Annotated in this window: 10 protein-coding genes; 6 read left to right on the plus strand and 4 right to left on the minus strand. The window is 72.4% G+C overall.

The features are described from left to right. Complete coding sequence (locus ACIBK1_RS39135; protein ID WP_396740689.1) at nt 1-192, minus strand: DUF5999 family protein; 192 nt, start codon at nt 190-192, stop codon at nt 1-3. A gap of 253 nt (nt 193-445) precedes the next feature. On the opposite strand from ACIBK1_RS39135, the gene ACIBK1_RS39140 reads away from it, so the two are divergent. Further along, nucleotides 446-1,276, plus strand: a complete 831-nt coding sequence (locus ACIBK1_RS39140; RefSeq protein WP_396740691.1) for an MOSC domain-containing protein — start codon at nt 446-448, stop codon at nt 1,274-1,276. A gap of 117 nt (nt 1,277-1,393) precedes the next feature. Here ACIBK1_RS39140 and ACIBK1_RS39145 read toward each other — a convergent pair whose 3' ends face one another. Next, nucleotides 1,394-1,843 (minus strand): winged helix-turn-helix transcriptional regulator, encoded by a 450-nt coding sequence (locus ACIBK1_RS39145; RefSeq protein WP_396740693.1) that lies wholly within the window; start codon nt 1,841-1,843, stop codon nt 1,394-1,396. 87 nt (nt 1,844-1,930) lie between these two features. Between ACIBK1_RS39145 and ACIBK1_RS39150 the strand changes: the two genes are divergently transcribed. Continuing rightward, nucleotides 1,931-2,374, plus strand: coding sequence for a VOC family protein (locus ACIBK1_RS39150; RefSeq protein WP_396740695.1), 444 nt, complete (start codon nt 1,931-1,933; stop codon nt 2,372-2,374). A gap of 9 nt (nt 2,375-2,383) precedes the next feature. Beyond that, the gene (locus tag ACIBK1_RS39155; protein WP_363425356.1) at nt 2,384-2,740 is read left to right on the plus strand and encodes a YciI family protein; all 357 of its coding nucleotides are present in this window, start codon (nt 2,384-2,386) and stop codon (nt 2,738-2,740) included. A 127-nt stretch (nt 2,741-2,867) separates the two neighbouring features. Here the strand turns inward: ACIBK1_RS39155 and ACIBK1_RS39160 are convergent, their stop codons facing one another. Continuing rightward, a complete protein-coding gene (locus ACIBK1_RS39160; protein WP_076441865.1) occupies nt 2,868-3,446 on the minus strand; it encodes a TetR/AcrR family transcriptional regulator in 579 nt (192 codons plus the stop codon). A gap of 87 nt (nt 3,447-3,533) precedes the next feature. Between ACIBK1_RS39160 and ACIBK1_RS39165 the strand changes: the two genes are divergently transcribed. Beyond that, entirely contained in the window at nt 3,534-4,415 is an 882-nt protein-coding gene (locus ACIBK1_RS39165; RefSeq protein WP_396740697.1) for an SDR family oxidoreductase, read from the plus strand. Nucleotides 4,416-4,469: 54 nt separating this feature from the next. Here the strand turns inward: ACIBK1_RS39165 and ACIBK1_RS39170 are convergent, their stop codons facing one another. Then, entirely contained in the window at nt 4,470-7,127 is a 2,658-nt protein-coding gene (locus ACIBK1_RS39170) for a bifunctional acetate--CoA ligase family protein/GNAT family N-acetyltransferase (RefSeq protein WP_396740699.1), read from the minus strand. Between the two features lie 288 nt (nt 7,128-7,415). On the opposite strand from ACIBK1_RS39170, the gene ACIBK1_RS39175 reads away from it, so the two are divergent. Both ACIBK1_RS39175 and ACIBK1_RS39180 read left to right on the plus strand, forming a co-directional pair. Then, the gene (locus tag ACIBK1_RS39175) at nt 7,416-9,881 is read left to right on the plus strand and encodes a cation-translocating P-type ATPase (protein WP_396740701.1); all 2,466 of its coding nucleotides are present in this window, start codon (nt 7,416-7,418) and stop codon (nt 9,879-9,881) included. 92 nt (nt 9,882-9,973) lie between these two features. Further along, nucleotides 9,974-12,700 (plus strand): cation-translocating P-type ATPase, encoded by a 2,727-nt coding sequence (locus ACIBK1_RS39180; protein WP_396740703.1) that lies wholly within the window; start codon nt 9,974-9,976, stop codon nt 12,698-12,700. Nucleotides 12,701-12,706 lie beyond the last annotated feature (6 nt).

A 12,706-nucleotide genomic window follows, 5' to 3' on the forward strand; every position in this document is an offset into this window, starting at 1 on the left:
TCACACCGCACACCCCGCCAGCTCGCGGGCGGGGATGCTCCGTCCGTCGGCCATGAGCTCGCCGCTGTCGGCCAAGAGCACCACGCCGTCGCCCAGCGGTCCCCATCCCTGCCGGAGGTCGTCCCCGATCCGGCAGGTCACGGCGCGGTCGGGCGCGGTCGCCGGCGGGCGCTGCGAGTGGTGCCGGCACATGGTCGATTCCCCCTTGCTGTCATGCACTGTTCCAGGGACTTCCAGGTTGCCTGCGCCCGTCGTGTGGTTGGCAGGGGGAAAACACCCGTATCGCTACCCCATCGCGGCGTATCCGCCGCAGTGGGCGCCGGCCGGGAGAGCGGAGGGGTGACGCCGGCCTGGCTGCGCCGCATGTCGCCGGGGGACGAGTCGACGGCGAAGCGGCGGGAGCTCACGTCTATCGAGGAGTGATTCCCGGACGTACGCTGTCGGAGTGGAGCTGGCCGAGATCCGTATGTATCCGGTGAAGTCGGTTTCTGGGTGGGTTGTTGATTCGGCGGTCGTGGAGCCGTGGGGGCTGGCGGGGGATCGCCGGTGGGCCGTGGTGGACGAGTCGGGCAACCTGCACTGGGTCGGGGAGAACCCGCGGATGCTCTCCGTCGTGGCCACCCCCACCGCCGAGGGCGGCCTTCTGCTTGAGGCTCCCGGTCTGCCGCAGCTGAAGGTCCCCCCGGCCACCGGTGAACACGTCCCCGTCCACTTCGTGGAAGTGGACACGGTGGTCCTCGCCCATCCGGAGGCCCACGCCTGGTTCACCCGATTGTTGGGCAAACCCGCCCGCCTCGTATGGCTCGACGACCCCCGGCGCTGCGCCGTCCCGGCCTCCCACGGCGGCCTCCCCGGCGACGTCGTCAGTCTGGCCGGGGACGCCCCCTTCCTGATCACCTCCCGTTCCTCCCTCTGCCGGCTCGACGACTGGATCGCCGAGGGCGCCCTCGAACGCCAGGAGGAGGTCCCCGCCCCCCTCGACATGGCCCGCTTCCGCCCCAATCTCGTGGTGGACGGCTTCGCCCCCTATGTCGAGGACACCTGGCGCGAGATCCGCATCGGCGCCCTCCGTTTCCGCATGTCCGAACTCTGCGACCGCTGCGCCGTGCCCACCTACGACCCCACCACCTTGGAGAAGGGCAAGGAACCTCTCCGCACCCTGGCCCTCCACCGCCGCTGGGACGGCAGGACCTGGTTCGGTGTCCGCTTCGTCCCCCGCGACTACGGCGAAATCCGGGTCGGCGACCCGGTGACCGTCCTCGCCACCCAGCCCTGATCCGGCAGCGCGGGGCTCAGAAGCGGTCAGTCCTGACCAGGATCCCGGCAGGCGAACACGGCGGGCACACGGCGGGCAACCGTGCTCGGCGCGCGGTCGACCTGCTTCTCCTGGTCTTCAGGCCGCGCCCGGGCCGGGGAGGAGGTCGACGTCGTCGGCGTGCATCGGCTCCTCGCAGTGGCTGCAGCGTGGGTCGACGTGGCCGATCTGGCCGCAGGCATGGTGACGGTAGAGGACGGGAGGCCCGGCCTCGCCGGCGAGCCAGCGGTCACCCCACCGGGCCATCACCATGAGCATCTCGACGAGATCGGCGCCCTTGGCGGTGAGGTGGTACTCGTAGCGGGGGCGGGCGTCGTAGGGCAGCCGCTCGAGCACACCCTGTTCGACCAGGTGGTTGAGCCGCTCGGTGAGCACCTTGCGGGAGATCCCCAGGTCGGCCTGGATGTGGTCGAAGCGGCGCACTCCGGCCCACACGTCGCGCAGGATCAGCGGCGACCAGGGCTCGCCGATCACGTCCAAGGTGCGCGCGATGGAACACGCCATGTCCCCGAACCGCGTTCGCTGCATGGCAGCAATCTAGCAACTGGGGTTCCCTTACGGAACTTCGGGTGTTACCTTTTCGGCGTCTCTTTAAGAAACCCCGGAGGGGATCCGATGACATTCATCAGGCGCTTCGACCACGTCGGCATCACCGTCGCCGACCTCGATGCCGTGACGGCGTTCTTCGTCAGCCTCGGTCTGGAGGCCGATCCGAAGATGGCCGTCGAAGGCGAGTTCCTGGACACGGTGATCGGCATGACCGGCGCCCGCACCGAGATCGTCATGCTGCGAGCGCCCGGCGGAGGCACGACGCTGGAGCTGTCGAGCTTCACGCGGCCGGACCACCTCCCGGGTTCGCCTGCCGCGCCGGCCAACGAGCTGGGCCTGCGCAACGTCGCCTTCGAGGTGCACGACCTTCACGCCGCGGTCGAGCACGCCGCCGCCGGCGGCTACGGCCTGGTGGGAGGCGTCGGCGAATACGAAGGCGTGTGGCGGATGGCCTACGTCCGCGGGCCCGAAGGAATCATCGTCTCGCTGGCCGAGCGCATCGAGAAGTAGGGAGACGTCATGAGCACGAGCGTGACCGACGAACAGATCCGGGCTCTGGCCGCGACCGCGAAGCCCTACAGCCTGGCGCTCCTTTCGTGGGGGCCGGAGCGGACCATGGACGGCGCTGACGCGATCGAACTCGAACACCAGCGGCGTATGGTCTCGCTGCGCGCCGAGGGGGTGATCGCGATCCTGTGCCCGGTCGCCTCCGACGTCGTGGCGGGCGTCGCGATCATGACCGTGCCGGCCGAAGAAGCCGCGGAGATCATGGCCGGGGACCCCTGCGTTCGAGCCGGGATGATGCGCTGCGAGGTTCACCCGTGCTACGGCTTCCCCGGAGACTCCCTCCCCGATCTGCCCGTTGGCGCCGGCTGAGCGGAAGGTGCGCGGGAAGGTGCGTGGTTCAACCCGGTCCGTCGCTCGGGCATAGGGCTGGCGGCGTGGCACTGCGACTTGGCCAAAACCCCGCCGGGCACGGCCGGCGCGGGCCGGACGGCATCGATCAGCCCAGCGACGCGGTCGCCGCGCGCAGGTCCTCCAAGGCCGCCAGCGCGTGAGGCGCGAGCCCTCCCGCGTCGTCACGACCACTTTCGCACCACCGGGCGTAGCCCCGTTTGAACGCGAGGACTCCCAGCTCGCCGGCGAGATGCGCCGTCGGCTCGGGGACACCCCGGTCGATGAGCGCGGCTGTCATGGCGGCCGCGAGACCGACGCTCTTGAGGGCGTCGCGCTCCTGAAGTTCGGAGCTGGCCGCCACGGCCGCTTTGAGGCGGGGGCCGAGTTCACGGTTCGCCGGGCCCATGGCGCTCGATGCGCGCTCGAGACCGGCTGCCACCGCCTGAAGCGGGCTGGCGCTCGCGGGCGCCTCGGCGATGCCGTCGGCGAGCAGCCTGCTGAGCGTCTCCTGACCGGCCACCAGTACTTCACGTTTGTCGGAGAAGTGCCGGAAGAAGGTGCTCTTGGTGACGCCGGCGCGCTCGGCGATCTGCGTCACCGTGGTGGCGTCGTACCCCTGCTCGGTGAACAGGTCGACGGCCGCTACGACGAGTCGCTGGGCCGCCCCCGGTTGCCATCTGGCCATGAGACCAGGATAGGTGATGCGACTGTTGTCCCGTCACCATGTAGGGTCAGTGATGGGACAAAGGTCTCATCACTTTGGGGAGGGCTCATGCACGTCTTCGTCACCGGCGGCACCGGCACCATCGGCTCCGCCGTCGTCGCCGAACTGCTCGGCAACGGCCACACCGTTCTCGCACTGGCTCGCTCGGACGGCTCCGCGCAGGCCCTTGAGAGCGCCGGCGCCACGGTGCTGCGAGGAGATCTGGCGGACCTCGACGTCCTGCGTTCCGGCGCTGCACAATCCGACGGCGTGATCAGTCTGGCGTTCGGACGCGACTACGGCAGCCCGGACGCGCTCGCGGAGGCCGTCGCGGAGGAGAGCGCCGCTCTCGCCGCGCTGGGGCAGGAACTGATCGGCAGCGACCGCCCGATCGTCACGGTCTCGGGTACGCCCTGGGTGCCGGGGCGCGCCTCCACCGAGGCCGATCCGCTGCCGGCCGACGGACCGGTGGGGGGCCGAGGCCGTTCGGTCACAGCACTGCTGGATCTCGCCTCGCGCGGCCTGCGTGGCATGGCTGTCCGCATGCCGCGCACGGTCCACAACGAGGGACAGGGCGGATTCGCCGGTCTGCTGGTCGATGCGGCGCGCAGCACCGGAGTGGCCGGCTACCCGGGCGACGGCACCCAGCGCTGGCCGGCCGTGCACGCGCTCGACGCGGCGGTCCTGTTCCGCCTGGTCCTTGAGTCGGCGCCGGCCGGGACGTCCTGGCACGCCGTCGCCGACGAGGGTGACGCGGTGCGGGACATCGCGACGGTCATCGGCCGGCGGCTGGACCTGCCGGTGGGGGAGGTCCCGCAGGAGAACTTCGGCCCGTTCGGCCCGATCTTCGCTATGGACCAGCCCTCGTCCAGCGCCCACACCCGGGAGGCCCTCGGGTGGCGGCCGACGCACTCCAGCCTCCTGGAGGACCTGGAGAACATCCAGCCCTGACGCGCGTCCGTACGAGAGCCGCACCCGTCTTTCGGCGGCTTTCCCGACAAGTGTTCATCGCAGACGGCGCCGGAAGGGGGAGGGGAGAGGCGGGGCGGGCGCGAGCCGTACGCGCGCGTCCACGGCCACCGCCCCGCCCGGCGTCACGATGACGGGGTTGAGGTCGAGTTCGGCGATGTCAGGCTGGTCGTCCATCAGGCGGCCGACGCGCACGATCTGGTCGGCCAGCGCGGGGAGGTCGGCCTCCGACCGGCCTCGATAACCGTGCAGGAGGGGTGCGCAGCGCAGTTCGCCGAGCATTCTCCCGGCCTCCGTGCGGTCGATCGGCGGCACGCGGAAGGCGCGGTCGGCGAGCAGCTCGGTCGCGACACCGCCGAGCCCCACCATGATCAGTGGCCCGAACGTCTCGTGCGCGACGCCTCCGATGATCAGTTCGGTGCCCTCATCGGCCATGGCCTGGACGATCCCTCCCTGCATGGCGGGGCCGAGGCGGGCCGACATCTCCCGGTAGGCGTGCCGGACCTGCTCCGGTGTCCGCAGACCGAGCCGGACGCCGCCGACGTCGGATTTGTGGACGAGGCGTGGCCCGGTCGCCTTGAGCACGGCGGGTAGTCCGGTGAGCGCGGTCGCCTCGGCGGCGGCCTCGGGTCCGTCGACGGTGACGGATTCGGTGACGTGGACGCCGTAGGCCGACAGCAGGCGGGTCGTCGTGCGCTCGTCCAGCCAGCGTCCCTCGGGGTGGGCGGCCAGGTCCGCTGCGACGATCCGCCGGACGGCGGCGACGTCGATGCCCGGGACGTCTCCCATCGGCGTAGCCGGCCGGGCGCGCCACGCGGCATGGCCGACGGCCTGGGCGAGGGCGTGCACGGCCTGCTCGGGGAAGGCGTACGCGGGCACGCGGCCGTCGATCAGCTCGTCGTGCCCGGCCAGGCAGGCGAGCACGGGCTTCGCCGCGCCCGTGGTGGCGGTGGCGATCGCTTCCCTGGTCGCGTTCAGCCCTGCGCCGAAGGGCGGGGTGTAGACGACCATCACGGCGTCGGCGCCCGGGTCGGCCAGGACGGTCGCGATCGCGAAGGCGAAGTCGGCGGCGTCGGCCTCGGCGGTGAGGTCGACGGGGTTGCCGACGGCCGCGGCCGGGCGGAGCCGGGTACGCAGCGCCTGTGCGGTGGCGGGGTGCAGGTCCGGCACGACCAGGCCGAGCCGCTCGCACGCGTCCGCGGTCATCGCCTGGGGGCCGCCGGAGTTGCCGACGATCGCCACCCGGGGACCGTTCGGAAGCGGTTGACAGGCCAGCAGCCGGGCGGTGTCGAGCAGATCCTGGACGCTGTCCTCCCTGATCGCGCCGCATGCCCGTAGCAGCGCGTCCACCGCGACATCGGGGGTCGCCGCGGCCGCGGTGTGCGAGTGGACGGCCCGGCTCCCCGAGGCGCTGCGTCCGCTTTTCACGACGATGATCGGTTTGCGGGCGCTGATCCTGCGGGCGATCCGGCCGAACCTGCGCGGGTTGCCGAACGATTCGAGATACAGGGCGATGACGCGGGTGGCGGGATCGTCTTCCCAGTATTCGAGCAGGTCGTTTCCGCTGACGTCCGCCTTGTTCCCGACGGAGGCGAACGAGGAGACGCCGAGGCCGAGCCGTCCGGCACGCTCGATGACGGCGGCCGCGACCGCGCCCGACTGGGACATCAGTCCCAGCGGACCCGCGGGTGGGCGTCCGGGCAGGAAACCGGCGTGCAGGCGGGCCACGGTGTTCACGATGCCGAGACAGTTGGGCCCGACCAGCCGCATGCCGGCCTCGCGGCAGACGTGCAGCAGTTCCCGTTGCGTCTCGCGGCCGCCGGCTTCGGCGAAGCCGGCGGTGAGGACGACCAGGGCGCGCACCCCGTGACGGGCGCACTCGCGGGCGACGCCGAGCACGGCCGGGGCCGGGACGGCGATCACCGCCAGCTCGGCCGGGCCGGGCAGCGAGGCGAGGTCGGGATAGGCCGGCAGGCCGCGCACCTCGGCGGCCCGGGGATTGACGGGATAGATCGGCCCGGGGAAACCCCCGTCGACCAGGTTGCGCAGCACTCGATTCCCCACGCGCTCCGGACGACGGCTGGCCCCGATCACGGCGACCGAGCACGGGGTGAACACGTGTGCTAGGGAGTTGCGCTCCGCCTCGTGTGCCCGGGCCTCGATCTCGGCCACCAGGCTCTCCGTGGGCCGCGTGGCGATGCGGATCTCGACCTGCCCGTGCTCGTACCGCCTCTCCACGGGCAGGCCGAGATCGTTCAGGACGCGCAGCATCGCCCGGTTCTCGGACAGGACGGTGGCGACCAGATCCTCGATGCCCGCGTCCGCCGCGTCCAGCGCGATGTGTTCGAGCAGCAGCGTGCCGAGCCCCTGGCCGTGCACCAGGTCGTCCAGCAGGATCCCCAGCTCGGCCTCCGCGCCGTCCGGGTCGGGGATGCATTCGGCGACGCCGACCACGAGGCCGCCGACCAAGGCGACCAGCGCGCGCCCGCGGTAGCCGGGGCCGGTGATCCGATCCATGTAGGCGTGGGCCGAGGCGGCGCCGCCGGTGAAGAACCGCAGGTAGGCCGAGCGTGGCGAGGACCTCCCGATCAGCGCGTGCAGGGCGTCCCGGTCCGACGGTCGCAACGGCCGGATGTGCGCCACCCCGCCGTCACGCAGCAGGACGTCACATGCCTCGGCAACGGTTGGAGCCATGCTCCCAGCGTCGACCAGTGCCGGGCAGACTCCCAGGGGCCTCCTCCCCCTCCGGCAGGGACCCTGGTCCCGAGGTTCTCGGACGGGATTCGACCCCGGCGGCCGGGTCGTGAGCGGGCCGCCAGGGTGGCGGCGGGGGTGCGCGCCGCGCGTCGGGCGTGCTCGGCACGTCGGAGCCGTGCTTCCCGACGGTCTTCTCGCTGTGCCCCTCCGCCGGGGCCGAAGGTCCTCTGGGCCGATGGCTTTCGCCCGGAGCCGTCGTCGATGCCCGGGTGATCTGCTGAGGGCATGGAACCCGCTGTGCGGACCCTGACCGGGCTGACCGAGGAAGAGGCCGCGCGCCGCCTGGCCGAGCACGGGCCCAACGAGATCCCCCAGCCGAAACCGCCCAACCTGCTCGTCCGGGCCGCCCGCCAGCTCGCGGATCCGATGTCCGTCCTGCTGCTCGTCGCCGGTCTGGTCACGCTCCTCGTGCTCGGCGAGGTGCCCGAGGGCGCGGCGATCCTGGCCATCCTGCTGGTGAACGTCGTCATCGGGGTCACCCAGGAGACCAGGGCCGACAAGGCCGTGCGGGCCCTGCGCACCCTCACCGCGCCGATGGCGACCGTCGTGCGCGGCGACGTCGTACGCAGGATCCCGGCGGCCGAGGTCGTCCCGGGCGACATCGTCACCGTCGCGGCCGGGGACAGGGTCCCCGCCGACGCCCGGCTGGTCGAGGCAGGCGCGCTCGCCGTGGACGAGGCGCCGCTGACGGGGGAGTCGCTGTCGGCCGAGAAACACGCGGGCGGCGCGGGCGGTCCGGGTGTGCCCCTGGGCGACCGCGCGGGCGAGATCTTCTCCGGCACGCTCGTCGTGCGCGGCTCGGGTACGGCCGAGGTGTTGCGCACGGGATCCGGCACCGAGGTGGGGCGCATCGCCTCCGCCCTCGGCGGCGGGGGCAAGGGGCCGCTGGAGATCGAACTCGGGCAGGTGTCGCGGCGCATCGGCCTGCTGGCGGTCGCGGCGGGAACGATCATGGTGCTCATCGGGCTGACCCGGGTGAGCAGGGGCGAGGCCGCCCTGATCGACATCATTCTGGCCGGGGTGGCGCTGGCCATCGCCGCGGTGCCCGAGAGCATGGCCGCCGCCGTCACCACCGCGCTGGCCCTGGGCGCGCAGCGGATGGCCCGTCTCGGAGTGATCGTGCGCAGGCTGCCGGCCATCGAGGCCATGGGCGCCACCACCGTCATCGCCACCGACAAGACCGGCACGCTCACCACCGGCCACCTGACCGTGGCCGACAATGTCACCGTCCCTGGCGCCGATCTGTGGCGGGCCGCGCTGCGCTGCAACGACGCCCGCGACGGGCTGGGCGACGCGGTGGACGTGGCGCTGGCCGACGCGGCCGCCCGTCACGGCGTACGGCTGCCGCCCACCGAGGCCAGACTCGACGCGCGTCCCTTCGACGCCGAGACCCGGTCGATGGCCGTGGTCACCGCGCCGGACGGCGGGCCGCCGCTGCTGACCGTCAAGGGGGCGCCGGAGGCGGTGCTGGCCCGCTGCGCGCCCGGCGGGCAGACCGACCGGCTGGCGGAGGCTGTGCCGAAGCTGGCCCGGCGCGGGCTGCGGGTGCTCGCACTGGCGGAGGGACGGACGGGTGACCTCGACGCCGCCGGGCTGCGTCCGATCGGTCTGGTGGCACTTCGGGACGAGATCCGGGCCTCGGCCCGCCGGGCCGTGACCGACTGCCGGGGCGCCGGCATCCGGGTCGTGATGGTGACCGGCGACCACGCGGAGACCGCTCGCGCCGTCGCCAAGGAGGTCGGCATCGACCCCGAGCCGCTCGTCACCGGCTCGGCGATCGAGGGGGACGGCGGGCGGGCGCTGCTGTCCGAGGCCGCCGTCGTGGCACGGGTCGACCCGGAGACCAAGCTCGGCCTCGTGCGGGCCCTGAAGGAACGCGGCGAAGTGGTGGCGATGACCGGCGACGGCGTGAACGACGCCCCGGCGCTGCGCCACGCCGACGTCGGCGTGGCCATGGCCGGAGATGAGGGCACGGACGTCGCCCGCGAGGCCGCCGCCGTCGTGGTGACCAACGGCGAGCTCGGCACGATCGTGACCGGCGTGCGGGAGGGCCGCCGCCTGCACCACAACGTGGCCTCGATGATCGGCTACCTGCTCACCGGCAACCTCGCGGAGATCCTCATCGTCCTGACCGGCCTGCTCGTCTGGCCCGACCTGGTCGTGCCGCTGCTGCCGGTGCACCTGCTCTGGATCAACCTGGTCCTGGACGGCATCCCGGCGATAGCGCTGGGCGTGGACCGGCCGGCGGGCGACCCGCTCGCCCTGCGCCCGCGCCGCGACGGGCTCCTGTCGTGGCGGGTGCTGCGCCGCATCCTCGTGCGCTCGGTGGTCGTCGCGGCGCTGGTGTTCGCCGTCGTGGAGACGGCCAGGCGGCTCGGCTGGAGCGACGAGCAGGTGCGCACCCAGGCCGTGCTCGCCCTGGTCTTCGCCCGCCTGACCCTCGCGTACGTGGTCAGGGCGCGCCGGCGGACGTTCGAGCGCGACTGGTGGCACGGCCGCGCGGTGGCGGCGGCCGTGTCGGCCACCCTGATCCTGCAGGCCCTCGTGACGGCGGTGCCCGTGCTCGGGGCGCCGCTGGCCCTCGCGCCGCTGCCGCCGCTCGGCTGGGCGATGGCCGCCGCCGCGGCCGTGCTCACCGTGCTGCTGTGCGACGCCCTGCGCGCGAGCGAGACACGGCGCGGTGCCGCATGAAGTCGTGCTCGCCTGACGGCGCCTCGCCGCAGCGCCGGATGGGGGAGGGGGACGAGCGGCGCGAACCAGGTCGATTCTGAGGGTGGTCGCCGATGTCGGAAACCGAAGGCCGGCCGTCGGATCCGCGGGAACCCGTCGTCCGGCTGTTCCGTGATCTGCGGACGCGTCCTACCGGGCTGTCCTCCAGGGAAGCTGCACGTCGCCTTGTGGTGTACGGGCCGAACCAGCTGGTCAGGAAGGCCCGGGGGAACTGGGCGAAAGAGCTCGGCCGCCAGTTCACCCATCCGCTGGCGTTGCTGCTGTGGGCGGCGGCGGGTCTGGCGATGGTGGCGCACACGGCTCCGCTCGCCATCGCGATCATCTTGGTGATCGCCCTGAACGCGCTCCTGGCCTTCGCGCAGGAGCAGCAGGCCGAGCACGCCGTCGAGACCTTGGCCCGCTACCTGCCGGCCAAGGCCAAGGTCGTCAGGGACGGCGGGCTCCAGGTGATCGACGCCGCCGGGCTCGTGCCAGGTGATGTGCTGGTCGTCGAGGAGGGTGACCGGGTGTCGGCCGACGCCCGGATGCTCGACGGCGCGGCGGAGATCGACCTGTCGACGCTGACCGGCGAGTCGTTGACCGCGTACCGGTCCGCCGCCTTCGACGATCGCGCGGGTCCGCTGCTCGAGGCGCGAGACCTGCTGTTCAGCGGCACGACATGCACCGGTGGGCAGGCTCGGGCGCTGGTGTTCGCCACCGGAATGCATACGGAGCTGGGCAGGATAGCCGCGCTCTCCCAGCGCGTCGGCAGGGACGAGTCGCCGCTGGAACTTCAGGTCAAACGGGTCGCCTGGTTGATCGCGATCGTCGCGGTCACGGCGGGCGCGGCCGTCCTGCCCGTCGCCGCCCTGGTGGCGCGCCTCCCACTGGCCGACGCGTTCAAGTTCGCCGTCGGCCTGCTGGTCGCGAACGTCCCCGAAGGACTGCTGCCCACCATCACCCTCGCCCTGGCCGTCGGGGTCCGGGCGCTGGCCCGCGGCGGCGCGGTGGTCAAGCGGCTGAGCGCCGTGGAGACTCTCGGCTCCACCACCGTGATCTGTACGGACAAGACCGGCACGCTCACGCTCAACCGGATGCGTGTGACCGACATCTGGACCAGCGCCGGCCCGATCCGGAACACCGGTGGGAAGTGGGCCGGCCTCTCGTCTTCACCGCCGCTGAGGGCGGTGGCAGGGGCGGCTGCCCGTTGCAACAATGCCGCTCTCGAACCGGCCGAAACGGGGGACCCGACGGAGGTCGCCCTGCTCCGGATGAGCGTCTCACTCGGGGAGAGCGGCCACACCGGGGAGCGGCGACGGCAGTTCCACTTCGATCCCTCTCTGCGGATGATGTCGACGGTCGACACGGTCGACGGGACGCTGTGGGTGCATGCCAAAGGCGCTCCGGAGGAGGTCCTCGAACGCACCACGATGATGATGACCGCCGACGGCGCGACGCGTCCGATCGGGGAGCAAGACCGCGCGGAGATCGCCGAGGTGGTGGACGGCTACGCGTCCCAAGGGCTGCGCCTGCTCGCAGTGGCCCGGCGCCCGCTCGACGCCGGCGTGCCGCTGCCTGCCCGGCGTGAGCATGCCGAGGCCGACCTGACCTTCCTCGGTGTCGTCGCCATGCTCGACCCGCCCCGCCCCGAGGTGCCCGACGCGGTCGCTCGCTGCCATACGGCGGGAATCCGGCTCATCGTGGTCACTGGCGACCACGGGCTCACCGCGGCGATGATCGCCAAGCGGGTCGGCATCGCCCGCGACCGCACTCGGGTGGTGACGGGGTCCGAACTGGACGCGATGACCGACGACGAACTGGACGCCCTGCTCCGCAAGGGCAACGAGCTGATCTTCTCGCGCAGTTCGCCGGAGGCCAAGTTGCGCATCGCCGATGCGTTGCGGGCCGAGGGTCATGTGGTGGCGATGACGGGTGACGGAGTCAACGACGCCCCTGCCCTGCGCAGTGCCGACATCGGCGTCGCGATGGGGGTCTCGGGGACCGACGTCGCCCGCGAAGCGGCCACCATGGTGCTGACCGACGACAACTTCGCCACGATCGTCGACGCCGTACAGGCGGGCCGGCGCGTCTACGACAACGTACGCAAGTTCATCTGCTACATCTTCGCCCACGCCACACCCGAGGTGATCCCGTTCCTCGTGTTCGCGCTGTCCGGAGGCAGGGTCCCGCTCCCGCTCACCGTGCTCCAGCTCCTCGCGATCGACCTGGGCACCGAAACGCTGCCCGCGCTCGCCCTGGGGCGCGAACCCGCGGAACCCGGCCTGATGAACCGCCCGCCCCGTCGCCGATCGGAGGGGGTGATCCAGGGCGCCATGCTGGCCCGTGCCTGGGGTCTGCTCGGCGGAGTGTCGGCGGTTCTGGTGCTGGGAGCCTTCTTCGGCACGCTCCTGCTGGGCGGCTGGCATCCGGGCGCGGCCACGGGACCCGGCTCGGCGCTGCACCACACCTGGCAGCAGGCCACCACCATGACCTTCCTGGGTATCGTGGTCTGCCAGATCGGCACCGCCTTCGCCGCACGCACCCAATCGGCGTCCCTGCGGGCCATCGGCGTGACCAGCAACCGGCTGCTGCTGTGGGGGATCGCGTTCGAGATCGCCTTCGCCGCCGCGGTCGTCCTCGTGCCGCCGTTCCGCGCGGTCTTCGGCACGGCGCCGCCCGAGCCGGCTCAGTTCGTGCTCCTCCTTCCCTTCCCTCTCGTCGTCTGGGGCGCCGACGAGGTGTGGCGATGGAGACGCCGTCGCGCACGCACCCGGTCACGAACCAGCCGGCCCGACGGGTAGGCGCCA

It is taken from the genome of Microbispora rosea, assembly GCF_044460045.1.
GTDB lineage: Bacteria > Actinomycetota > Actinomycetes > Streptosporangiales > Streptosporangiaceae > Microbispora > Microbispora rosea.